23 protein-coding genes are annotated in these 22,345 nt (G+C 66.9%); 18 read left to right on the top strand and 5 right to left on the bottom strand.

What is annotated here, in order from left to right; translation table 11 throughout:
* Window positions 1-149: 149 nt before the first annotated feature.
* A complete protein-coding gene (locus OC550_RS01525) occupies window positions 150-3,254 on the bottom strand; it encodes a Pls/PosA family non-ribosomal peptide synthetase (RefSeq protein ID WP_262106218.1) in 3,105 nt (1,034 codons plus the stop codon).
* A gap of 526 nt (window positions 3,255-3,780) precedes the next feature.
* On the opposite strand from OC550_RS01525, the gene ppk2 reads away from it, so the two are divergent.
* The 4 genes from ppk2 (at window position 3,781) to OC550_RS01505 (ending at window position 6,400) form a co-directional block, all read left to right on the top strand.
* A complete protein-coding gene (gene ppk2 / locus OC550_RS01520) occupies window positions 3,781-4,716 on the top strand; it encodes a polyphosphate kinase 2 (RefSeq protein WP_262103549.1) in 936 nt (311 codons plus the stop codon).
* A gap of 125 nt (window positions 4,717-4,841) precedes the next feature.
* Window positions 4,842-5,093, top strand: a complete 252-nt coding sequence (locus tag OC550_RS01515; protein WP_262103548.1) for a type II toxin-antitoxin system Phd/YefM family antitoxin — start codon at window positions 4,842-4,844, stop codon at window positions 5,091-5,093.
* A complete protein-coding gene (locus OC550_RS01510; protein WP_262103547.1) occupies window positions 5,090-5,491 on the top strand; it encodes a type II toxin-antitoxin system VapC family toxin in 402 nt (133 codons plus the stop codon). The genes OC550_RS01515 and OC550_RS01510 overlap by 4 nt, the downstream gene beginning before the upstream one ends.
* A gap of 87 nt (window positions 5,492-5,578) precedes the next feature.
* Window positions 5,579-6,400 carry a phosphatase PAP2 family protein gene (locus tag OC550_RS01505; RefSeq protein WP_262103546.1) on the top strand — a complete coding sequence of 274 codons (822 nt, stop codon included), beginning with the start codon at window positions 5,579-5,581 and terminating at the stop codon, window positions 6,398-6,400.
* Window positions 6,401-6,424: 24 nt separating this feature from the next.
* Here OC550_RS01505 and OC550_RS01500 read toward each other — a convergent pair whose 3' ends face one another.
* Entirely contained in the window at window positions 6,425-6,628 is a 204-nt protein-coding gene (locus OC550_RS01500; RefSeq protein WP_262103545.1) for a hypothetical protein, read from the bottom strand.
* Window positions 6,629-6,884: 256 nt separating this feature from the next.
* Between OC550_RS01500 and OC550_RS01495 the strand changes: the two genes are divergently transcribed.
* Together OC550_RS01495 and OC550_RS01490 are read left to right on the top strand one after the other, a co-directional pair.
* The gene (locus OC550_RS01495) at window positions 6,885-7,499 is read left to right on the top strand and encodes a hypothetical protein (RefSeq protein ID WP_262103544.1); all 615 of its coding nucleotides are present in this window, start codon (window positions 6,885-6,887) and stop codon (window positions 7,497-7,499) included.
* Window positions 7,500-7,684: 185 nt separating this feature from the next.
* Window positions 7,685-8,434 (top strand): GAF and ANTAR domain-containing protein, encoded by a 750-nt coding sequence (locus OC550_RS01490; RefSeq protein WP_262103543.1) that lies wholly within the window; start codon window positions 7,685-7,687, stop codon window positions 8,432-8,434.
* Between the two features lie 26 nt (window positions 8,435-8,460).
* On the opposite strand, the gene OC550_RS01485 is transcribed toward OC550_RS01490, so the two are convergent.
* Window positions 8,461-8,799, bottom strand: a complete 339-nt coding sequence (locus OC550_RS01485; protein WP_262103542.1) for a hypothetical protein — start codon at window positions 8,797-8,799, stop codon at window positions 8,461-8,463.
* Window positions 8,800-8,812: 13 nt separating this feature from the next.
* Complete coding sequence (locus OC550_RS01480) at window positions 8,813-9,532, bottom strand: GAF and ANTAR domain-containing protein (RefSeq protein WP_262103541.1); 720 nt, start codon at window positions 9,530-9,532, stop codon at window positions 8,813-8,815.
* 347 nt (window positions 9,533-9,879) lie between these two features.
* Here OC550_RS01480 and OC550_RS01475 point away from each other — a divergent pair, with 347 nt between their 5' ends.
* Together OC550_RS01475 and OC550_RS01470 are read left to right on the top strand one after the other, a co-directional pair.
* Window positions 9,880-10,626: a GAF and ANTAR domain-containing protein gene (locus OC550_RS01475; RefSeq protein WP_262103540.1), complete on the top strand. Its 747-nt coding sequence runs from the start codon at window positions 9,880-9,882 to the stop codon at window positions 10,624-10,626.
* A gap of 71 nt (window positions 10,627-10,697) precedes the next feature.
* On the top strand, window positions 10,698-10,964 hold the full coding sequence (locus OC550_RS01470; protein ID WP_262103539.1) for a hypothetical protein: 267 nt from the start codon (window positions 10,698-10,700) through the stop codon (window positions 10,962-10,964).
* 145 nt (window positions 10,965-11,109) lie between these two features.
* Here the strand turns inward: OC550_RS01470 and OC550_RS01465 are convergent, their stop codons facing one another.
* Entirely contained in the window at window positions 11,110-11,730 is a 621-nt protein-coding gene (locus OC550_RS01465) for a maleylpyruvate isomerase family mycothiol-dependent enzyme (RefSeq protein ID WP_262103538.1), read from the bottom strand.
* Between the two features lie 370 nt (window positions 11,731-12,100).
* Between OC550_RS01465 and OC550_RS01460 the strand changes: the two genes are divergently transcribed.
* From OC550_RS01460 to OC550_RS01415, 10 genes are all read left to right on the top strand, one after another.
* The gene (locus tag OC550_RS01460) at window positions 12,101-12,691 is read left to right on the top strand and encodes a hypothetical protein (protein ID WP_262103537.1); all 591 of its coding nucleotides are present in this window, start codon (window positions 12,101-12,103) and stop codon (window positions 12,689-12,691) included.
* 133 nt (window positions 12,692-12,824) lie between these two features.
* Window positions 12,825-13,145 (top strand): hypothetical protein, encoded by a 321-nt coding sequence (locus tag OC550_RS01455; protein WP_262103536.1) that lies wholly within the window; start codon window positions 12,825-12,827, stop codon window positions 13,143-13,145.
* Window positions 13,146-13,288: 143 nt separating this feature from the next.
* Entirely contained in the window at window positions 13,289-14,512 is a 1,224-nt protein-coding gene (locus OC550_RS01450) for an AI-2E family transporter (protein WP_262103535.1), read from the top strand.
* A gap of 100 nt (window positions 14,513-14,612) precedes the next feature.
* Window positions 14,613-15,521: a LysR family transcriptional regulator gene (locus tag OC550_RS01445; RefSeq protein ID WP_262103534.1), complete on the top strand. Its 909-nt coding sequence runs from the start codon at window positions 14,613-14,615 to the stop codon at window positions 15,519-15,521.
* Between the two features lie 130 nt (window positions 15,522-15,651).
* Window positions 15,652-16,749, top strand: coding sequence for a tartrate dehydrogenase (locus OC550_RS01440; RefSeq protein ID WP_262103533.1), 1,098 nt, complete (start codon window positions 15,652-15,654; stop codon window positions 16,747-16,749).
* A 155-nt stretch (window positions 16,750-16,904) separates the two neighbouring features.
* The gene (dctA, locus tag OC550_RS01435; protein ID WP_262103532.1) at window positions 16,905-18,428 is read left to right on the top strand and encodes a C4-dicarboxylate transporter DctA; all 1,524 of its coding nucleotides are present in this window, start codon (window positions 16,905-16,907) and stop codon (window positions 18,426-18,428) included.
* Entirely contained in the window at window positions 18,425-19,639 is a 1,215-nt protein-coding gene (locus tag OC550_RS01430) for a glycerate kinase (RefSeq protein WP_262103531.1), read from the top strand. Before dctA ends, OC550_RS01430 begins: the two co-directional genes overlap by 4 nt.
* Window positions 19,636-21,051, top strand: coding sequence for a pyruvate kinase (gene pyk, locus OC550_RS01425; protein ID WP_262103530.1), 1,416 nt, complete (start codon window positions 19,636-19,638; stop codon window positions 21,049-21,051). Before OC550_RS01430 ends, pyk begins: the two co-directional genes overlap by 4 nt.
* 68 nt (window positions 21,052-21,119) lie before the next feature.
* Window positions 21,120-21,593 (top strand): OsmC family protein, encoded by a 474-nt coding sequence (locus tag OC550_RS01420; protein ID WP_262103529.1) that lies wholly within the window; start codon window positions 21,120-21,122, stop codon window positions 21,591-21,593.
* 38 nt (window positions 21,594-21,631) lie between these two features.
* Entirely contained in the window at window positions 21,632-22,312 is a 681-nt protein-coding gene (locus OC550_RS01415; RefSeq protein ID WP_262103528.1) for a FadR/GntR family transcriptional regulator, read from the top strand.
* The last annotated feature ends 33 nt before the right edge of the window (window positions 22,313-22,345 follow it).

Raw genomic sequence — 22,345 nt, 5'->3', positions numbered from 1 at the left:
GTAGGACAAGTAGAGGGATCGGGCAAGCGGCCTCTAACCCTGAGTTCCCCGGATTACAGGAGACGTGACCTGAGGCTAAATTCGCCGGAATTTTGATCTGCGGGCAGGGCTGTTTGCGGGGCCTCTGCTGCCCTCATGTGTCTTGGTGGTCATGCCACGGGCGTTTCCAGCACGACGGGGGACGTGACGGCGGCTCGGGCCTCTTCGGCCGGGTTGCCACCCCACAGGGATCCTCGGGGGAGGTTTTCTCCCTTCATCACGAAGGAGTCGGCGGCGACGACGACGCGGTCTTCGACGGTTACGCCGTAGTGGACAAGTGCGCCGACGCCGAGCGTGACGTCGTCGCCGATGACGTCGTAGTCGGACTTGAACATCCCGTCCTCTTGGGAATGGGACTGGATTTGGGTGCCGCTGTTCAGGGTGCACCGGGAGCCGATCGTCACGAGTGTCCGCTCGGGGATAAAGCAGCCGTCGTCGAACACCCTGGAGCCGATCCGCACGCGCAGTAGACGCCATGCCACCGGCTTGAAGGGGGTTCCGTTGAGGAGCGACATGTATCGGCTATTGGCCTGCACCTTCCAGTACCGCTCGTGCCACCAGAAGTAGGGGTCGTAGATCGAGCAGAGCTGGGGCTTGAGCCGCCGGAACCCCAGCACGAGGTGTTGGATGCCAATGGGGGCCAGCACGCCAACTATAAGCATCAGGAGAAACGATCCACTGAAGGCCAGGAAACCGAATTGATCGGACAGCTCGACGCCGGCAAACATTACCAGTACTGCAAGCGTCGCGTTGAGCCAGCGATCAAGCATAAAGAGGGCCATCGTACGAAGGTTGTGCCTGTTCTTGGCCGCGAGGTCACGGCGGAAGTTGGCGCGGCCGGCATGCTCCTTGGGAAGGGCGTCCCGCAGGACCGAGCGTGGGATCTCGAACGGTGGTGAACCAAGCAGGCCTACGTCGTGGCGGACCAATCCGTCGATGGGAACCATCACCTTGGTCGCGAGCAGACAGTTGTCCCCGGTCTTGGCGTCGGCCGGGTAGAGCACGAAGTTGCCCAGGAAGTTGTGCGCGCCGAGCGTCGTCCGGCTGACCTTGAACGACGTCGCCGAGTAGTCCGCGTTCATGAATGACACCCCGTCGGCGATCATGCTTCCGGATCCTATCGACGTCAGGAATGGGTTGTCGTGCTTGAACGACTGGCCCAGGTTCGATCCTGTCTGTTGGACCTGCGGCTGGCGGTACCCGATGGCCCGCACGTAGTTCACGACGTAGGAGCTATCGCCGAACAGCGATGGAAGCATGCGGCTGTTGGTCATCCTCCCCACCGCCCGTTCGGCCCCGTGCCGCAGCCCGAACATCGGATACACCGTGTCCGGCTTCAGGGCGAGTTGGAGCACCCGCGGCACGGTCGTGATCAAGAGGAACGCCGCGATCGTCCCGCCGAAGACGCTCAAGCCGGCATAGAAAAGAGCGTCGGCGTAGAAGACCCAACTGGTGAACGCAAGAGCCTGCGTCTCCAGAAGCGCCGCAACATTCGGATCAGCCAGAACGATCAGGATGATCGCCTGCCCCGCCAGGATGCGGCCCAGTCCGAGCGTGGCAATGAGCTGGGACGTGGCGAACAATCCCCGGCGCCATGGGCGGTAGGGTGTCCGTTCGACCCTGTTGTAGTCCACGTCGGCGCGCCTGCCCGGGGAACCGTGCCAATGCTCGCCCGCAGGCACGGCTTGGCCGGTGTAAAGGGTGGACCGGTGGCCCAACTGCGTGTCGTCTCCCATCGTCGTGTTGATGTCCAGAACGCTGCCCTCGCTGACGGTGACGTCGCGGCCCAGCGTCACCGCACCTATCTGGATGACACCGCCGTGGGCGCGGTAGCCGTTGGCGAGTACGTCCTTGCGGATCACCGTGCCTTCACCGATGGTGAGCAAGTCAGTGCAGACCGGCAGTCGGTTAGTCAGGATCGTGACGTTGCGGCCCACCTTGGCGCCCATGGCCCGCAGGTAGAAGGTCGTCAGCGGCGAACCGGTCATTAGCAGGAGTGGCGAGGTGCGTATCACGGTCTTGACCAGCCAGAAGCGGAAGTAGGCAAGGCTCCAGATGCGGATCTCTTGGGGGCGGAAGCGCCCGATGATGATCCATTTGGCCGCCACGGGCAGTATGCACAGGGCCACGAATACCACCGCTGCGTAGGCCGTCGACCGCAGGTAGATCTCCCAGAAGCTCATGCCGTGTTCGCGCCATTCGTGGTTCCCCGGGCCCGCGGCCGGGAACACCCACTGGTACCAGACGACCGTCAAAAGGCCTGCAACCACGCAGTAGCCGAGATAGACGAGCGTCTGCAGAACGCCACAGGTGATGTACTCCCACGTCCGCGCGTCCATCGGTGGCGGTGTCTCCGGAACGGAGGCTAGTGTCGGTGACGGTTCCTGTGGCTTCTCCTGCTCTGCGGGGGCCAAGGCAGCAGCGAGGGCGGAGACACTCGGGTTGCTGTAGATCTCCTTCATGGATACCGCGGGAAGGTCGGGCTGCTTGCGCACCCTGGCGCAGAACTTCGCCATCACCAGCGAATCCGCGCCCAGGTCTTGGAAGAAGTCGTCGCCCAGTGCGACCTGCTCGATGCCGAGCACGCCGGCGAGCACCTCGGCCAGCCGCTCCTGCACCGGCACGGACACCACTTCCGCCGGTGACAGAGCCGCGGCCAGTGCCGCGATCGTCGGGTTCTGATAGACGTCCTTGATCGACACCGTTGGCAGATCCGGCTGCTTGCGCACGCGGGCGCAGAATCGCGCCATGACCAGCGAGTCCGCGCCCAGGTCTTGGAAGAAGTTGGCGTCCACCGGCACGTGCTCGACGGCCAGCACGCCGGACAGCACCTCCGCCAGCCGGTCCTGCACCTGCACTTGCACCGTCGCCGACGACTCTTCCGGCGGTGCCAGGGCCGCGGCCAGTGCCGTGATCGTTGGGTTCTGGTAGATGTTCTTGATCGACACGGCAGGCAGGTCCGGCTGCTTGCGCATGCGGGCACAGAACTGCGCCATGACCAGCGAGTCCGCGCCCAGGTCCTGGAAGAAGTTGGCGTCCACGGGGACGTCGTCCTGCTTCACCACCGATGCGAGAAGATCCGCCAGCCGGCGCTCCAGAGCAACGCCACCCGTGGCCAATCTGGCCGGAGAGCCGTTCCCCGCGGGAGCCGCGGGAGTCAAGTCATTCGTTGGAGTTGTGGACCGTGGAGCCCCTTGCAGGTGGTCGACACGCATTTTCACTGCACAAAACTCCTTCGTGAGGCCGGGTCGGATCAGCGCGTAACGCTCTTCTCCCCAGGAACCTCACGAAGCTGCAAAAATTGGAATGTCTTTAATGTGGACTACCCCGTTACCCGTTATCGAGGCGTTATCGGTACGTTAGGCCGAAAACTGCTCCTCGCCAGGTTTGCGGACTGCAAACTGGGTCGACTTTGACGGCTCGGGGGGTGATTGACGGCTCGGGGGTGACTTTGACGGCCCGGCTGACAGGCGGCTACAGGGGCGACAGAGTCAAACCGGGCCCAGCGACCATCTCCCCGTCCATCGGGGACTGAAGAAATGCAACGGGGGATAGATTTAACGGGGGCTCAGGCTTAGCGGGACCCGGACGACGGCGGCCGGCCAACCGCGCGGCCACGCCCCGCAGGTGCGGCAACCGTGTTCACCTTGCGGCCAACCCGCCCTGTTAAAATGCGGGATCGGCAGCACGGCGCATCGACGCGCCAGGGGAGACTGCAACAAACTCAAGGAGGAGGCCCGGATGACCGAGGCTGGCAGTACATGGACACCGGAAGACCGCTGGCTGGTCCGCGACAACCTGCGTGAATTCATCGACCAGCTCGTCGACCTCGGCTACGAAGTGCACGGCAGCCAAGGCGAGGACCCGGAGCTCATTAACCCGGGCGGATCCGCCGTCGAAACCTGGCGCGAGGACTACCCGTATGAGGAGCGGATGACCCGCGAGGAGTACGAGGTGGAGAAGTACAAGCTGCAGATCGAGCTGCTGAAGTTCCAGTACTGGGGCCAGGACGAGGGCCACAAGCACGTCATCGTCTTCGAAGGCCGCGACGCCGCCGGCAAGGGCGGAACCATCAAGCGCTTCACCGAGCACCTCAATCCCCGGGCGGCCCGCGCCGTCGCACTCACCAAGCCCTCGGACCGCGAACACGGCCAGTGGTACTTCCAGCGCTACATCCAGCACCTGCCTACCGCCGGCGAGATCGTCATGTTCGACCGCTCCTGGTACAACCGTGCCAACGTCGAGCGCGTCATGGGCTTCTGTACCCAGCAGGAGTACGAGACGTTCATGGAGCAGGCCCCGGTCTTCGAGAAGATGCTCGTCGACTCCGGCATCCACCTGACCAAATTCTGGTTCTCGGTCACCCGGCACGAGCAGCGCACCCGCTTCGCCATCCGGCAGATTGATCCGGTGCGCCGTTGGAAGCTTTCGCCCATGGACCTCGCTTCCCTCGACCGCTGGGAGGACTACACGAACGCCAAGGAAGCCACCTTCCTGCGCACCGACACCGACCATGCGCCCTGGACCACCATCAGGTCCAACGACAAGAAGCGCGGCCGCATCAACGCCATGCGCTTCTTCCTCAACCAGTTCGACTACGAGGGCAAGGACACGTCCGTGGTCTACCCGGCGGACCCGCACATCGTCCGCCGCGGTCGCGACGCCGTCGGCGACTGATCCACGGGACAACAACGACGGCGGCGCCTGCCGTGTGCGGGGCCGTCACCCGAGTTTCTGCCCTCCTGATGCGGGGTGTGCTCATACCCGTGCCACATCTGTAGCACACCGGCTATTCTTGAAGCATGGGCATGGTGGGTATACGGGAGCTGCGCAATCGGACTGCTGATCTTCTGGCCCGCGCGCGCGACGGTGAGGACATCATCATCACAAGCCACGGAGTGCCGGCGGCCCGGCTGGAGGCCATCCGCGCAACGGGGAGGCCCTTCTTGACCAAAGCCGATCTGCTGGCGTTCCCGCAGGCAGATCAAGGGCTGAGAGACGAACTCGCCCGGTTGTCCAGCGACACCACAGATGACCTGGGCGAGATCCAGTGACAGCGAGCAGGGCGCTGCTCGATGCCAGTGTCTTCATCGCCCACGAATCGGGTCGTGAGCTCGAGGCTGCGGCTCTCCCGGATGAGCTGTACGTCAGCGTGGTGTCGCTGGCCGAACTGCATGCGGGTGTCTATGCGGCAAAGGATACGGATACGCGGGCGCGGCGCCTGGAGACAGTCGAGTCCTTGGCCCGGTTCGAGCTCCTGCCCGTCGGCGCCGAAGCTGCGCGGCATTGGGCACGCCTGCGTTATCGGCTTGCCGAAGCCGGACGGAGGATCAACGTCAACGATCTCTGGATCGCCTCTGTTGCGCTCGCCAACAGGATGCCTGTGGCGACGCAGGACCGGGACTACGATGCGCTCGAAGGTCTTGAAGGCCCGGTTGTCATCCGCGTTTAGGCGTCGGGGAGCACGAGGAATGTCTATTCCGCTGGAAAAGCCGGGGGTTCGCCGCACTTTGCCAGCTTCATGGGCGATCCTTTGGTGATGGACTCGAGCAAGCATGAGCCGCCGGGCGGACAAGGCGTAGCGGGGGAGCTGCGCGGCGACAGGCTGCCCGGCGGGCGGGATCCGGCGAGCTGGCACAGCCGGTTCGGCCGCTTACTGGCCAGCGCCGCGGAAAAGGCCGGTGCCCGCCTGGGGCCGAACCCGACGCTGATCCTGCTCCTTGCCACAGGCGTTGTCATTGCCGTCGTCCTGACGGCTGCGTTCGCCGGGGTCTACGATGCGGTGACCGAGGGCGACGGCGTGGCCGAGCTGGACCACCCGATGCTGGCGTACGCGAAGACCCTCCGCTCGCCCGGGGTCGATCTGCTGGCCACGGCCTACACCGACCTCGGCGGAACCGTCGGCATGCCGATCCTCGCCGTCCTGGCCACCATCACGCTGGCCTGGCGCCGCCGCTCCTGGACGCCGGTCATCCTCATCCCGGCGGCGGCGCTCGGGTCGCTGCTGATGACGGTCTCCGGCAAGCCGTTCTTCGGCCGCTCCCGCCCCGCGCTCAGCGACGCGGTCCCGCCCTACGAACACTCGGCGTCGTTCCCCAGCGGGCACGCCCTGAACTCGATCGTCATCGCCGGCATCGTCGCCTACCTGATCATCCTGCGGCTGCGTTCGCGGCGTGGCCAGTACCTGACGATCGCCGCCGCCGGGTGCTTCGCGCTGCTCATGGGGCTGAGCCGGGTTTTCCTCGGCCACCACTGGTTCACCGACGTCCTCGCCGCGTGGGCCCTCGGGGCGGCGTGGCTCGCCGTCGTTATTACCGCCCACCGCATGTACCTGACGGTGAGGCACAGAACCCCCCACTGAGCCTCCGCGCGGACCGCGGCTGCGCTACGGCAGCTCGCCGTCGCCACGCGCGGCCAATGCCTCCTGCAGGCGGCGACGCAGCTTATCCTCCGCGGCGCGGCGGCGTCTCATCACCTCGATCAAATCCTGATGGGCGAAGCTGCCGGTGTCAGTGGGACGCTTCGCAACCGGCAGGGCGGCACCGCGGCTCGAGCCCGGCTGGCCGTCCGAAAAGGCTCCGTTTCCCATGTTGTACATCCCCTTGCGTCAAAAAAGCTGGAGCGAGATCCGCGCAACCGGGGCCGGCCTATATCCGGCCGGGACCGGCGGATGCTCTCCACTAGAAGCAAAGCATGCTTATTATATCTTGTGGAGCCAGTTTCCGCATGACCCGGGCAGCTGGGGAAAGGACCGGGTCGAGGAGTGTCGGTCATCGAGCAGGAACTCATGAGTACTGACACGCGGCCCCTGAGGTCAGGCGGGCGCCAAATGAAAGGATCGTGTAGTGGTTGAAAAGAAGCCGATGGAACGCAGCAATGTCCAGCGCCAGTTGGCCATCTTCGAAGTGGCGCGGCGTGCGCGCGGTAAGAGCCTGCCGGAAATCCGGCAGATGCTCCGGGACGCCTTTGCGCGGCGACGGCTGCCGAATCCTCCGGGCACGTGGACGGAAGCGGTGGCGTCCGAAGCGGCCTCCGGGAGGCCCTACATCGTTGACCTGCCGGCCGCCGTTGCCGTGGAGGGCGCCGTCCCCGCCGCGGAACCGGGACTGCAGGAAACGCCGGCGCTGCGGTCGCTGCGGAAAACCGAGGGCTTCACTGCCGGCTCTGAAGACCGGCCCGCGGGGGCGGTCCAGCCCTCGCGCCGTTCCGGCAGTCGGGTTGCCCGGGGTGATGCCAGACGGGCCGGGGGGAGTGATGCCGGACGGGCCGGCGGGAGTGAAGCCGCCCGTGCCGATCGCAGTCTCGCCGCAGTGCGGACCGTTGTCGTCGCCGCCATCGCGCTGACTTTGGCCTTCTCGGCTGTGGAAGTCTTCCGTGCCATCGCGCGGTCCCGGGCAGCCGGCAGCCCGGCGCCGGTGGAAGCCACCCGGCTGCAGACAGTTGGGCTCGGGGAGCGGTAGCGCCAGGCGCCGAATCGGTGGTGCGGCGGCGTTCGATTCAAGTTCTGCAGTATGGATAAAGGCCCAGTGCGACTACCGGAGTTGTAGGCTTGAGGAAGCCGCGAAGTAGCCCGGAGGTTTCGACTTGATCAGCTTTATTGGGTTCTTCCCGGGGATTGCACATATGGATCAGGAACGGGGCCACCATGGCCAAGACGGCGACGAATGACGTGGTTTGGGCTGGTCTGGCCGAGTATCTGCAGGATCTCGTGCTGAACAGCTCCGATGTCGAGGTCTTCCTGCAGGAGCTGGCGGTCTATTCGTCCGGCATGCTCTCCGGATCGGATCCGGAGATCTATTGCGGGATTACGCTGGTTCGGCGGAAAAGGTCCATTACGATTGCCAGCAGCGATGAGACTGCCCGCGAGCTGGATGAGCAGCAGGCCAGGTATGGAGACGGTCCGTGCCTGACGGCCATCCGCGAGAACAGGCCGGTCCTCGTTCCGGATGCCGATGCGGAAATTCGCTGGCCCGAGTACATGGAAGCGGTGCGTGAACACGGCATCGGGTCCATCCTCGGCGTCCCGTTCACACTTGACGGAGCAGCGGAGGCAAGCCTGAACGTTTATTCCGGATCCGCCCACACGTTGTCCGCCCCAATGATTGAACGGGCCGAGACGTACGCGTTGAGAGCCTCGAAGGCATTGAACCTATCGGTCCGCATGGCGCAATTGACCGAGGCCCGGGACAACCTCAAGGCCGCGATGGAATCGCGGACCACGATTGACTTGGCGGTCGGAGTCATCATGGGCCAGAACCGCTGCAGCCAAGACACGGCCTTCGAGATTCTCCGGAAGACCTCGAGCGACCGTAACGTCAAGCTGCGTGAAGTTGCGGCCACTATCGTCGCCGGGGTTAATCAGGGCCGTGAGGCAGAGACCCGGTTCGATGAGTAGAGGTTTCCTGCCTGCAAGTGCCGGCCTTATTCGCGGTCTTGCCCGTCGGGACGGCTCTGGTCCGCCGATTCCTCCGCTTCCGGCTGGTGGCGGGGTTCGACGGCGTCGCCGGTGAATTCGTCGGAGTACGGTGCTCTGGGGCGGGGGATTTCCTCGATGAGCTCGTTCGCGGCCATGGCCAGCAGGTCCCGCTGGAGTGCAGGCAGGGCCAGTAGGCCCTGCAGATAGGCTTCAACCTCATATTCGCCTACCGCGCCGCCAAGGCTGAAGTAATGCAGCCAGAGGTCTCCCACGCTGATCCCGGCAACCTGCAGCGCCGAACGGAGCATGGCCCGCTGTTCCGGTTCAGACGGATCGAAGCCCATCCGGTACCCCCGGCTATTGTCCGGTCGCCGGCGTCCCGGCGACCAGGGTGAAGCTGAACTGCCGCAGCGGTGTCCCCGCCTTGCGGGCCTGGAGCATCAGGGCCTGGAGGGCTTCCTCGTTGCCCAGCCCGTGGCGTTCCATCAGCACCCCGCACGCGCGGTTGATCAGGTCCCGGCTATGCAGGGAAGACTGCAGGGTTTCGCTGATTCGGCGGGGAACTTCGCTGGCTTGGACGTGGGAGAGCAGGGTGGCGGCGGGTGCTGCGAACATCTCCAACAGGCGCCCCGTTGACTCGGAATAGGCAGCGGGAACGGCGGCGTAGACTTTCAACGCCCCGAGGCATTCCTTGTCCGCGATCAGCGGGCTGCTAACCACGGAGCGGATGGGCAGCCCCGCCACGGCTGAACCCCACAGCGGCCACCGGGGATCGGTATGGGCGTCGTCCACGATGACGGTGTCCTCGGCGGCCCAGGCCGACAGGCATGGGCCCTGTCCCAGCTCGTACTGGAGGGCATCAGCCTGTTTGACGACCCGATCGGTGAATCCGTTGCTGGTCCTGTGTCCCCGGGAATCCAGCAGTGATACTCCGGCACCGATCGTCCCGGGCACCGCGTCCTTGATTGCCCGGGCAAGAACCTGGACGGCGCTGTCGACCTTCTCTTCCGTCAGCAGCAGGCCCTCGATTCTGGCGATGACTGATGAGAGTTCATCCAAGGGAAGTTTCTGGTCCATATCATTCTCCGGTAGGGCTTTGAGGCGAACCAGCCCGCAAACATCCCCGCCAAAGGAACCGCGGTCTCGCAAAAAGGTCAACCACTTCCAGCATACGCACCTGCGGATCTCTTTGACCCTAGAGACCCTGCATATTGGGGGGAAGACGGGCGGACGCTCTCCGGCAGAGGGCCAGTCAGGGCCATGATCGACGCAACGCTCACTAACCACGAGGTAGTCCGATTGCCCCCGCGCAGGAACCGGGAGTTGTAGGCTGGAGGTAGCCGTCGAGCAGCGCGCGGTCCCAGGAATTTGATCCCTTCCGGTTTTCCGGAATGGTTCCAGATCGAACACGAACGGGACTTATCATGGCTGACGCAACGGACGGCGTTCCGGTGGAGGGCAGCGCCGAGTATCTGCAGGACCTGGTGCTCACCAGCCCCGATGTCGAGCAGTTCCTACATGAACTGGCTGTCTATTCGGCCGATCAATTGTCGGACCCGAAACGGAGAATCTACTGCGGCATCACGCTCGTGCGGCGTAAGAAATCCGTCACGATCGCCAGCAGCGACGAGAACGCCAGGGACCTGGATGAACAGCAGACCAGGTTCGGGGACGGTCCGTGCCTGACTGCCATCCGGACCGAACAGAGCACGCTCGTTCCGGAGGTGGACACGGAGCATCGCTGGCCTGACTACATCGAGGCTGCGCACGAGCACGGCGTCAGGTCGATCCTCGGTGTCCCGTTTGCCCTAGATGGAGAGGCGGGGGCAGGTCTGAACCTCTATGCCGGATCCGCCCATGCCTTTTCGGGTGAGGCCATCGACCGGGCCGAGAACTACGTAGCGACCGCGTCGAAAGCGTTGAACTTATCCCTCCGCATGGCACACCTGACTGATGCCCGGGACAACCTGAAGGCCGCGATGGAATCACGCACCACCATCGACATGGCCGTGGGCGTGATCATGGCACAGAACGGCTGCAGCCAGGATGCAGCCTTCGAGGTTCTCCGGAACGCGTCCAGCGCCCGCAACGTCAAGCTGCGGGAGGTCGCGGCCGCCGTCGTTGCCCGGCTCAATGAGGGACGCGCAATTGAAACCCGGTTCGACGAGTAAGGGATGCGAGCAACACCGGTACCCATTGCCCAGGCCATTCGATCGCTCACACTCTTTTCCAGGGGGACGACGTGGAAGAATCAGACCAGCAAATCCTTACCGCGGCCGTGATGCGCGAAGTCGGGCTGAGCGTGCCCGTGCTGTGGGTGCATTATCTGAGTATCGGCGGGTCGGAAATGGCAAACCCGGTAGCGGCGTACCTTGACGGCTTTGGCGTGCTGCCGACTGAAGAACGCGACCTGATCTCACAGGCCCTCAATGAGCTGATCATGGATGTGCCGTGGATGCCCCAGGCGCCTCACAGTGGAACCCCGCTCGCAACGGAACCCGGGCCTTAGAGAACGCGGGCCGTGCCCTGATCGGCATCGCCGCCTCGGACGAGGCCTCGCTTCGCCCGGCCTGCTGACCGGGCGGGGGCAACGGCACCGGCCCGTTTTCAACAACGACGGCGGCAAGGCGATCCGCGGTCAGGTTTCCTTCCGCTCAGCTCCGTTCGCGGAGGAGGCCGACGCCGTCACCGGCGAGTTCGTCGAGGTAGGCGGGGCGGCCGGTCATGGCCATGATGAGGGCGAGCGTGGGGCCTTCGACCAGCGGGCCGGTGCCGGCGGCAAAGGGGCCGTCCGTCGCGGCCAGCCGGAGTCCGGCGACGCGGCTCTTGGCGACGACCACCATGTCTGACTGCTGGTAGTAGCCGGCGACTTGGGTGAGGACCTCGGGCGGGTACGGGCGCCGCAGGCCGAGCGGGCGCCGGATGTCTTCGCCGTGCACCACGGTCTCGCCGAGGATGGCGATCCGCGGCAGCGGCGGGGACACGGTGCTGGCCAGCACGCTGCGGAACCGGGCGAGCGTCTCGGCAGGCGTGGCCCCGAGGTGCTCGGCCAGGCGCATGGCCACCTGCTTGTCGAAGTCGAACCGGCAGCGGATCACGCCGGCCATCCATTGGACCGGGTTGAGGCTGGCCGCGGCGGTCAGGTGGGCCAGCACCTCCCGCACGGATAGCCCGGCACAGAGCGACGGCGTCGCCCACCGGCCGTCGGGAAGGCCGGCGAGGTCGCGGCACAGTGCGTTCCGCTCGGCGTGGATCAGCGGCCACAAGGAGTCCATGCCGATAGCCTAGGGCGCTTGTGCGTGGTCGTGGGCCGCCGGCAGCGCCCATTTGGTTGGCACCCGACGTTGCCTGACCCGCAAAAACGAGTGCTACGGAGCGTGGCGGCGCGCCTGTTGCCGGGTGCTACGAAGAGTAGAGCCGAGGCGGATGCCACGTGCAGGCTTGCCCGTCTTGCTGCTCGCTATGTTGAGGAGAACCTCAGCCAGAGCGACCACAACGGAGTGATCCACGAGACTCGGAGAAAAACTTGGGGCAGCCCGCAAGAGGGCAGGGCTCTCACAAGACGAACGGCGTGGGACGGTATGATTTAACGATTGATCAGTCTCGGTCGTCCGGTAGGGCGGCCGCATCCTGTTGGGGGAAAATTTGAAGAAGCTTATGCGCGCCTGCGCTGCGGCCGTCGCGGTCATATCGCTCGCGTTGTCGGGCACCGCCATTGCAGCAGCCGCGCCGGCGCCCGCGTCCGTCGCCGTCGTTGCCGCCGTCAAGTCAGCACCGGTGGTCATCAGGACCATTCCGAACAAGACCGTCACGGGGTCAGCGAAGGCAAAGATCACTCCGCTGGTGTCGGCGACCAAGGCGGCGAAGGTGACGTCCAAGCGCCTGACTGTCAAGCAGGGGAAGAAGGCGGTCGCCTCAAACGTGGCATCGGCGTCCCTGAAGGCGGGCACCTACAGCGTGACCACCACCGTGAAGTACAAACTGGGCAAGGCTGCCAAGTCGGCCACCAAGACCCAGAAACTGGTGGTCACCAAGAAGGCCTCCGTCCGGAGCACCGCGATCAGCGGCAAGAACTGCCCGAAAGGCTACCCCGTGAAGGGCAACCGCACCGGGAGCAACAAGGAGTGGAAGTACCACGTGCCCGGCGGCCGGTTCTACAACATCACCACGCCCGAGGAGTGCTTCAAGACCGAGGCCGCGGCACGGGCCGCCGGCTACCGGAAGTCCAAGCTCTAACCGGCAGTGAGTGGATGCCCCCGCGGCCCGTTTTCGACGGCCGCGGGGGCATTTTCATGGGCACCTGTGTGCCGGGAGGCCGACGGCGTCGGCAAGCCGGGGCAAATGCCTCCTCATCAGGGAGAATGGCCGGGTGGATGTGAAGGGGAAGGGCACGCGGGTGGTCCAGGCGGTGCTCGCGGTGCTGCTCGGCTGGGTGGTCGTCGGCTATCCGGTATTCATGCTGGCGGTGGTCGCGATGGTGAATTTCAGCGGCTGCTTCCTGGAGTGCTTCGACCCGGATCCGTGGGCCGGTTCGCTGGCGGCGGGCGCTGCCCTGCTCCTGGTTGCCGGGCCGGTGCTGGTGGGGTGGAGCGTGCTGCGGCCGGGGTCCCCGGCGTGGAAGTACGGCGTCGGCGCGGTGGCTGTCCTCGCCGTCATCGGTCTTGCCGGGACGATCTACGGCTCGCTGTAGCCACCGAAAGAAGCGGAACCCGGGCGCCGCCGTCGTAATCCCTGAACGGAAGGTGAACGGCGGCGTAATTCCCGCACCCCGCCCGGCCACGAAAACGCGACTCGTGCCCCGTACACTGGGCCGCGGAACTGGAGGAGAACAAGATGGAACCGACAACGCCGGGCCCCGCAGCGGGGGAGCCGCTGGCCAAGGGGCCGACGCCGGCAGGGGCGCCGATGCGGACCGAGGCACCGACGCCGGCCAGGGCGCCGATGCCGCGCTTCGTGCTGATTTGCCTGGGACTGGCCGGGCTGGCCGTGTTCCTGTACTTCGTGCGGGACCTGAGCAGCATCATCGCGCCGGTCTTCCTCGGCCTGAACCTGATGATCGTCGCGTACCCGCTGCAGCTGCTTTTGGCGCGCCGGCTGCACCGCTATCTGGCGGCCGTGATCACGCTGGTCTTGGTGCTGGTGCTGATCCTGGTGTTCTTTGCGGCCACCACGTGGGCGGCGACCGAACTGCTGCGCGAACTGCCCCTGTACAACCGGGAATTCACGAAGCTGTGGTCGGACATCGTCGGGCTGCTGGCGAGCGTGGGGATCAGCGAGTCGACGCTGCTGGACCAGCTGAGGTCGATCGACGCGAGCAACGTGATGAGCTTCGTGACGCCGCTACTGGGCAACGTCACCTCGGTGCTGTCGGTGCTGGTCACCGTGGTGATGACGGTGTTCTTCCTGGGCATGGACTCCGTCCAGATCCGCCGCCGGCTGGCCTCGGTCAAGGCCGGCAACCCGCGCTTCACCGAGGCCGTCGTGACGTTCAGCCGCGGCGTGCGCCGCTACTGGGTGGTCACCACGGTGTTCGGCCTGATCGTGGCGCTGCTCGACGTCGCCGCGCTGGCCATCATCGGCGTCCCGCTGATCTGGGTCTGGGGTGTGCTGGCGTTCCTGACCAACTACATTCCGAACATTGGCTTTGTGATCGGACTGGTCCCGCCGGCCCTGCTCGCGCTGCTCGACAGCGGCCCGGGCCCGGCGCTCGCGGTGGTCGCCGCCTACAGCATCCTCAACTTCTCGGTGCAGTCCATCATCCAGCCGAAGTTCACCGGCGAGGCCGTGGGCGTCACCCCGACCATGTCCTTCCTGTCCCTGCTGTTCTGGTACTGGGTGCTCGGCTGGCTGGGCGCGCTGCTGGCGCTGCCGGCGACGCTGCTGCTGAAGGCGCTGCTGGTGGACGCCGACCCGCGGGCAAGCTGGATCAACCTCCTGATCTCGAGCCGGCCGCCGCGGCCGGACAGCCGGAAGAAGCCGGCGCGGGCCATAAAGGCCGTGGCGGCGGGGGAGCCGGATCCCGGCAAGGCGGCGCCGGCTCCTGCCGGGACTGACTGACAGTACGACGGCATGTACCTGAACGGTGCGCGGCCTTGAACATAATGGGTAGCGGACAGCATCCGCGCGTGCGGATGAAAACGTTGGGCCGGGAGAGCGCGTGGACGTCAGGCAGTTGAAGTATTTCCTTGCGGTGGTGGACTACGAGGGGTTCAACCGCGCGGCCGAGCAGCTGCTGATCGCGCAGCCGTCGCTGTCGCAGACGATCAAGACGCTGGAGCAGGAGGTCGGCGTGCCGCTGTTCCACCGGGTCGGGCGGCGGGTGGTGCTCAGCGAGGCGGGCCGGGAACTGGTGGGGCCGGCGCGCGCGGTGGTGCGGGACCTGGAGGTGGCGAGGTCCGCCGTCGTTGCTGTGAAGGGTCTGCGCAGCGGGCGGCTGGATCTGACGGCCATGCCGTCGCCGGGGATCGAGCCGCTGACGTCGATGATCGCGGCGTTCTCCCGCCGGTATCCCGCGGTAGTGGTGAACGTGGATGCGGCGTTTACCACGGACGACGTCGTTGCCTCCATCCGCAGCGGGAGTTCCGAGATCGGGATCCTGGGTTCCGACCGGCCGATCAGGCCGGCGGGGGTGGAGGTGATGCAGCTCGAGCGCCAGCCGCTGGTGCTGATTATCAATCCGGAGGCGGACACGTTCGGTCCGGGCGAGGCCATCGGGCGGGAGGACCTGGACGGGCACCGCGTGGTTGCCTCGCAGCGCGGTTCGCTGATGCGCTGGCTGGTGGATGACATCGTGGCCAGCGGGGTGAACGTGGAGATCGCGGTCGAGGTGGCGCACCGGACGTCGATCCTGCCGCTGGTGCTGGCGGGTGTCGGCCATGCGGTGATGCCGTCCTCCTGGTCGCCGCTGGCGCGCCAGTCGGGGCTGCGGGTTGCGCGGATCGAGCCGGTGGCGGAGCTGCATGTAGCCGTGCTGAGCCGGCAGGCGGCGGCGCTGACGCCGGCGGCGCAGGCTTTCCTGGCCGTCGCGGCGGAGCATGCGGCGTCGCGGGCGGACCTGAATGGATAGGTAGAGCCTATTTAGCGTATTCAAATCCGGTCTTGGACGCGATCACTCGGCCGCCGGTCTAATTGATTTCGACGCCGCAGCTGTGATGCGGAGCACAGGTCAACCAAGATCAAGCAGGAGTGAAATACGCATGAGTGACAACCAGGTTTTCAAGATCGCTTCCATCCCCGCCGACGGCGTGGGCAAGGAAGTCGTCGCGGCCGGCCGCCGGGTCCTGGACACGCTCGCCGAGCAGTCCAACGGCAAATTCTCGTTCGACTGGACCGAGTTCCCCTGGGGCTGCGAGTACTACGCGAAGCACGGCATCATGATGGACCCGGACGGGCTGGAGGTCCTGAAGGCGTTCGACGCGATCTACTTCGGCGCCGTCGGCTGGGAAAACGTCCCGGACCACATCAGCCTGTGGGGGCTGCGGCTGAACATCACGCAGAACTTCGACCAGTGGGCCAACATCCGGCCGGTGAAGTTCCTGCCCGGCGTCCAGTCGCCGCTGCGCAAGGCCGACAACACCGAGCTGGACTGGATCGTCGTCCGCGAGAACAGCGAAGGCGAGTACGCCGGCCTGGGTGGCCGCAACCTCAGCGGCCGCGGACAGGGCAACGAGGTCGCCCTGCAGACCGCGCTGTTCACCGAGAAGGGCTGCGAGCGGATCATGCGCTTCGCCTTCGACCTGGCCCGGACCCGGACGGTCAAGAAGGTCTCCAGCGTCACCAAGTCCAACGCCCAGCAGTACGGCATGGTGCTGTGGGACGAAGTCTTCAACCGCGTGGCGCTGGACTACCCGGACGTGGAGACCGAGAGCGTGCTGGTGGACGCGATGAGCGCCAAGTTCATCCTGCGCCCGGAGGACCTTTCCGTCGTCGTTGCCTCCAACCTCAACGCGGATATCCTCTCCGACCTCGGCTCCGCCCTGGCCGGCAGCCTGGGCCTGGCCGCCAGCGCCAACCTGAACCCGGAGCGCCGCTTCCCGAGCATGTTCGAGCCGGTCCACGGCTCCGCCCCGGACATCGCCGGCCTCGGCATCAGCAACCCGATCGGTGCCATCGCCAGCGCCGCGCTGATGCTGGACCACTTCGGCCTGCACGAAGAGGCCCGCCGCGTCGAGGCGGCCATCGAGGCCGCCACCGGCTCCGGCCAGCTCACCCGCGACATCGGCGGCACGGCGGACACCAAGGCCGTCACTGAGTCCATCGTCGCGGCGCTCAGCGAAGAGCTCGCCGCCGTCTGATTCGCGCTTCCCGGGTCCGGCCGGCACGCCCGCCGGCCGGACCCGTCCCTCCGCGGGCATGCGCTCCTACAAGCATGCCCGGCCCACTGCCCTTCCTGTCCGCGGCTTCCAAGACGTCCCGCGGAGCATGATCTTCCAACAATGAGGTAGGAACCATGGACCACACATTGGACAGCGGCACCCGCCGCCCGGCCCGGCCCCGGCGCTGGTACCGGCAGCTGTACTTCTGGGTGCTGGTGGCGATCGTCGTCGGCATCTTCGTCGGCTGGCTCGCCCCGGCAACCGGCGAAGCCATGCAGCCGATCGGGACCACGTTCGTCGAGGCGATGAAGATGCTCATCGGACCGATCGTGTTCCTCACGATCGTCGGCGGCATCGCCAGCGTCGCGGACCTGAAGAAGGTCGGCGTGACCGGGCTCAAGGCCCTCACGTACTTCCAGATCGGCACCATCTGCGCCATGGTCATCGGCCTGGTCGCCATCAACATCTTCCGGCTCGGCGACGGCGTCAACGCGGACGCCAGCAAGATCGAGACCACCGGCACGGCCGCCGAGCTGATCGAAAAAGGCGAGAACCAGCAGTGGTGGGAGTTCCTGACCCACATCATCCCGGGCAGCGTGGCGGGCCCGTTCGTCGAGGGCGACATCCTCCAAATCATCTTCATGGCGGTCATCTTCGGCATCGCGCTCAACGCCGTCGGCAAGGTCGGAGCCCCGGTCCTCGACGCCGTCCAGCGGCTGACCAAGATCGTCTTCAAGGTCCTGAACTTCATCATGAAGGCCGCCCCGCTCGGCGCCTTCGGAGCCATGGCCTTCGCCGTGGGCAAGTACGGCGTGGAAACCCTCTCCAGCCTCGGCTGGCTGATCCTGCTCTTCTACGGCACCTCGATCCTCTTCGTCATCGTGGTCCTCGGCGGCGTGATGGCCTTCCTGAAGCTGAACATCTTCAAGATGTTCAAGCACTTCAAGGAGGAGCTGCTGCTGATCCTGGGTACGTCCACCGCGGAGCCGGCCCTCCCGGGGCTGATGCGCAAGCTCGAACATGCCGGCGTCAAGAAGGAGACCGTCGGCCTGGTCGTCCCGACCGGCTACAGCTTCAACCTCGACGGCGCCGCGATCTACCTCTCGCTTGCCGCGGTCTACATCGCGCAGGCCACCAACACGGAGCTGACCATCGGCCAGCAGCTGGGCATGCTCGCGGTCATGCTGCTCACCTCCAAGGGCGCCGCCGGCGTCGCGGGCGGCGGCTTCATCGCCCTCACCGCGACGCTCAGCACGCTGGGCACCATCCCCGCGGCGGGCATCATGCTGATCTTCGGCATTGACAAGTTCATGTCCGAGTGCCGCGCGCTGGTGAACTTCTGCGGCAACGCCGTGGCCACGCTGTTCATCGCCTGGTGGGACAAGTCGCTGGACGTGGACCGGGTGCGCCGGGTCTTCAACGGCGAGGACGTGGAGCCACTGGGCACGGCAACCAATAACGACGGCGGCGCCGGGGGAGGTGCCCTGGCCGCGGGCGGCGTGGCGGATACTAACGACGACGGTGCTCCGGTTGCTGCCGGGGCGTCCGCCAGGACGGAGGTACCAGCCGGCGCCGAGCGGCCCGGTCGACGGGCAGCCGCGGAAGCCGACAGCTCCGCGGCGGCCGAAACCGTTCCCGCCGAGGCCGGCGTCCGATGAGCACGATGAAGATCCTGGTGGCTCCCGACAAGTTCAAGGGCTCGCTCAGCGCGGCCGAGGTGGCGCAGGCGCTGGAAACCGGCCTCCTGGCCGGCGGCAGCAGGGACAGCGGCGCTACTGTTGTTCCCGCCGGAGCCTCACAGGCCGGCGGCCAGCAAGCCCGTGGCCCGCAAATCAGCTGCCGCCTGCTGCCGCTGGCCGATGGCGGGGACGGCAGCGTCCAGGCCGCGCTGGCCGCAGGCTTCCGGCCGCTGGCAGTGGAGGTCGCCGGCCCGACCGGCGGCCCCGCTTCCGCCACCGTCGCCTTCGACGGCCACGCGGCCGTGGTCGAAGTCGCGACAACCTCGGGGCTGCAGATGCTGCCGGCCGGCGGGCTGGCCCCGATGGCCAGCAGCAGCGCCGGCTTCGGCCAGGCCATCCGGGCGGCGCTCGGGCAGGGGCCGCGCCAGCTGGTCCTGGCGCTGGGCGGCAGCGCCAGCACGGACGGGGGAGCCGGCATGCTCCACGCCCTCGGCGCCCGGTTCTTCGACGCCGCCGGCCGCGCCTTCGCCCCGAGCGGCGGCTCGCTGGCGGACATCGCACGGATCGAGCTGGACGGCCTGCCCGGGCTGGCAGGCGTGGACATCGTGGCCGCCAACGACGTCCGGAACCCGCTGCTCGGCCCGGACGGCGCGGCCGCAGTGTACGGACCGCAGAAGGGCGCCGACCCCGAGGACGTGCAGCTGCTCGAAGCCGGACTGGCCAACCTGGTCCGCCGGCTCGAGGAAGCCGGCTCGGCGGCGGCGTCCTGCGCGGAGGCCCCCGGCGCCGGGAGCGCCGGCGGGCTCGGATTCGCCGCGATGCTGCTCGGCGCGCGCATGGTCTCCGGCGCCGACTTCTTCCTGGACCTGCTCGGCTTCGAGCAGGCCGCCGCCGGCTGCGACCTGGTCATCACCGGCGAGGGCAAGCTCGATGCCCAGACCCTGTCCGGAAAGCTTCCCCTGGTCGTGGCCCGGCGCTCGGCACCCAAGCCGGTGGTCGCCGTCGTCGGCCACAACGCCCTGGCGCAGGACGCCCTGCCGGAACACGGAATCGGCCAGATCCACGCGCTCAGCGCCATGACCGGCCAGGACTGCGCCGCGGACCCGGAGCTGTCCCGGCGGCTCCTCGCCGAACTCGGCCGCGATATCGCCCAAACCCTACAGCCCAGCAAGGACGCCATCCCCTCATGAGACGCGCCAAGATCGTCGCCACCTTCGGACCCGCCCTCGACACCTACGCCAAGACCCTGGCCGTCCTCGAGGCCGGCACCGACGTCGCCCGGCTGAACATGAGCCACGGCGACCACGAAGCGCACGAGCAGACCTACGCCCACATCCGCAAGGCCGCCGCCGAACTCAGCAAGCCGGTCGGCATCTTCGCGGACCTCCAAGGGCCGAAGATCCGGCTGGGGCGGTTCGCCGACGGCCCGCATTACCTGGCCGAGGGGCAGCGCTTTACCATCACGGTGGAGGACGTCGACGGCATCGGGCGGATCTGCTCCACCACGTACAAGGGGCTGCCGCAGGACGTCGCGCCGGGGGACACCCTGCTCATCGACGACGGCAAGGTGGCGCTGATGGCCCTCGAGGTCACCGACACCGAAGTCCGCGCGGAAGTCACGGTGCCGGGGCACGTCTCGAACAACAAGGGGATCAACCTGCCCGGCGTCGCTGTGGGCCTGCCCGCGCTGACCGATAAGGACGAGGCGGACCTGCGCTGGGCTCTGAAGACCGGCGTGGACATGGTCGCGCTGTCCTTTGTGCGCGACGCCGCCGACATCCGCCGCGTCCACGAGATCATGGACGAGGAGGGCCGCCGCGTCCCGGTCATCGCCAAGATCGAGAAGCCACAGGCCGTCGACGCGCTCGAGGAAATCGTCGACGCCTTCGACGCCATCATGGTGGCGCGCGGCGACCTCGGCGTCGAAGTCCCGCTGGAGGACGTGCCGCTGGTGCAGAAGCGCGCCATCGCCCTGGCCCGCCGCTGGGCCAAGCCGGTCATCGTCGCCACCCAGGTGCTCGAGTCCATGATCGGCAACCCGCGGCCCACCCGCGCCGAAGCCTCGGACTGCGCCAACGCCGTGCTCGACGGCGCCGACGCGGTCATGCTTTCCGGCGAAACCAGCGTCGGCAGCTACCCGGTCGAAGCCGTCCGGACCATGGCGCAGATCATGGAGGCCTCCGAAGAGCAGGGCCGGGACCTGGTGCCGCCGCTGGGCAGCAAACCCGCCACCCGCGCCGGGGCCGTCACCCGCGCCGCCGTGGACATCGCCGACCAGCTCGGCGCCGCCTGCATCTGCGCCTTCACCGAGACCGGCGACACCGCGCGCCGCCTCTCCCGGCTGCGCCCCGCCAGGCCCGTCTTCGCCTTCACCCCGTCGCTGGCCACCATGCACACCGCCACCCTGGCCTGGGGAATCCAGCCCGTGCTCATTCCCGCGCAGCACCACACCGACGAAATGACCTTCGAGCTGGACCGCCGGCTCCGGGAACTCGGCCTCGCAAGCACCGGCGACCTCACCGTCGTCGTCGCCGGCTCGCCGCCCGGCACCCCCGGCTCCACCAACCTGCTCAAGGTGCACCGCGTCGGCCAGGCGGATTGACACCCCGGGCAAATCCCGCGACAGGATCCGATGCCGGCGGCCGTCAGCGGCGGTGGCATGATGGGCCCATGAGCCAAAACCCGGATTCCGCCCTGCGTTCCATCGAGCTGTCCCGCACCGCCACCGGCCGCTACACCGCCCGCAATGCTGCCGGGGCTGAGGTCGAATTCGGCCAGGGCGAGGGCCTGCTGTCTCCCGTGGAGCTGCTGCTGGCCGCCATCGCGGGCTGCTCGGCCATCGACGTGGACATCGCGACTTCCCGCAGCTCCGAACCCTCGGAGTTCCGGATCGAGGCCACGGGGAACAAGATCGTCGAGGAGGGCGGGGCGAACCGGATGGAGGATCTGAACCTTTCGTTCAGGCTCGCCTTCCCCGACGACGACGGCGGACGCAAGGCGGCCGGCATGGTCGAACGACTCGTCGCCCTCTCGCACGACAAGTACTGCACGGTCTCTCGGACCGTGGAGCACGGCACCGCCGTCGGGCATGACGTCAGCGTCGGCATCGACGGCGCCCCCGGCGCCCCGGAGGAGGCGAAGTAGCCGCCCCCGTCCTGTCTGACCTGAGATAATCGGTGGCGATGAAAGCGCACGAAGCAGTGATGAATTGGGTGACCGAGGAGCTCTCCAGCGGCCGCCTGCGCATCGGCGACCACCTGCCCAGCGAGCGAGCCCTCGCCGAGACCCTGAAGGTTTCCCGCAGCTCCCTGCGTGAAGCATTAAAGGTCCTCGAGGCGCTGGGAACCATCCAGGCCTCGACGGGCTCCGGCCCGCGGTCGGGCACCGTTGTCACCGCGGCACCCGCCCAGGCGATGGCGCTGCTGCTCAACCTGCAGATCGCGACGAGCCACGTCGAGCACTCGCACGTGTACGAGATGCGCCTGCTGCTTGAGACGTGGGCTGCGGAACACTCGGACCCGGGCAGGGGAGACTGGGACTCGGCCGAGCGCCTCCTGAAGCTGATGGATGACCCGGACATCGCCGTCGAGGACTTCCTGCAGCTCGATGCCGAGTTCCACGTGACGGTTTCGCGGACCGCCGGGAACCCGCTCATCAGCACGCTCATGGACGCGCTGCGTACTGCCATTGCCGACCACACTCTTGCCCGCGCCCAGGCGCTTCCGGACTGGACGACCACCGCCGCCCGCCTGCGGTCCGAACACCGCGCGATCTTCGACGCCCTGCGCAGCGGGGAGCGCCAGCGGGCCGCGGAAGCCGTGCGTGAACACATCCGCGGGTACTACCTGGAAACGGCCAACTAGCCCGCCCATCAGGATTGGCGAGTGCCGAGGCCG

Source organism: Arthrobacter sp. Marseille-P9274 (assembly GCF_946892675.1).
Taxonomy (GTDB): Bacteria; Actinomycetota; Actinomycetes; order Actinomycetales; family Micrococcaceae; genus Crystallibacter.
Note: the sequence above shows the minus strand (reverse complement) of the source record. Positions and strands in the feature narration are given on the sequence as shown.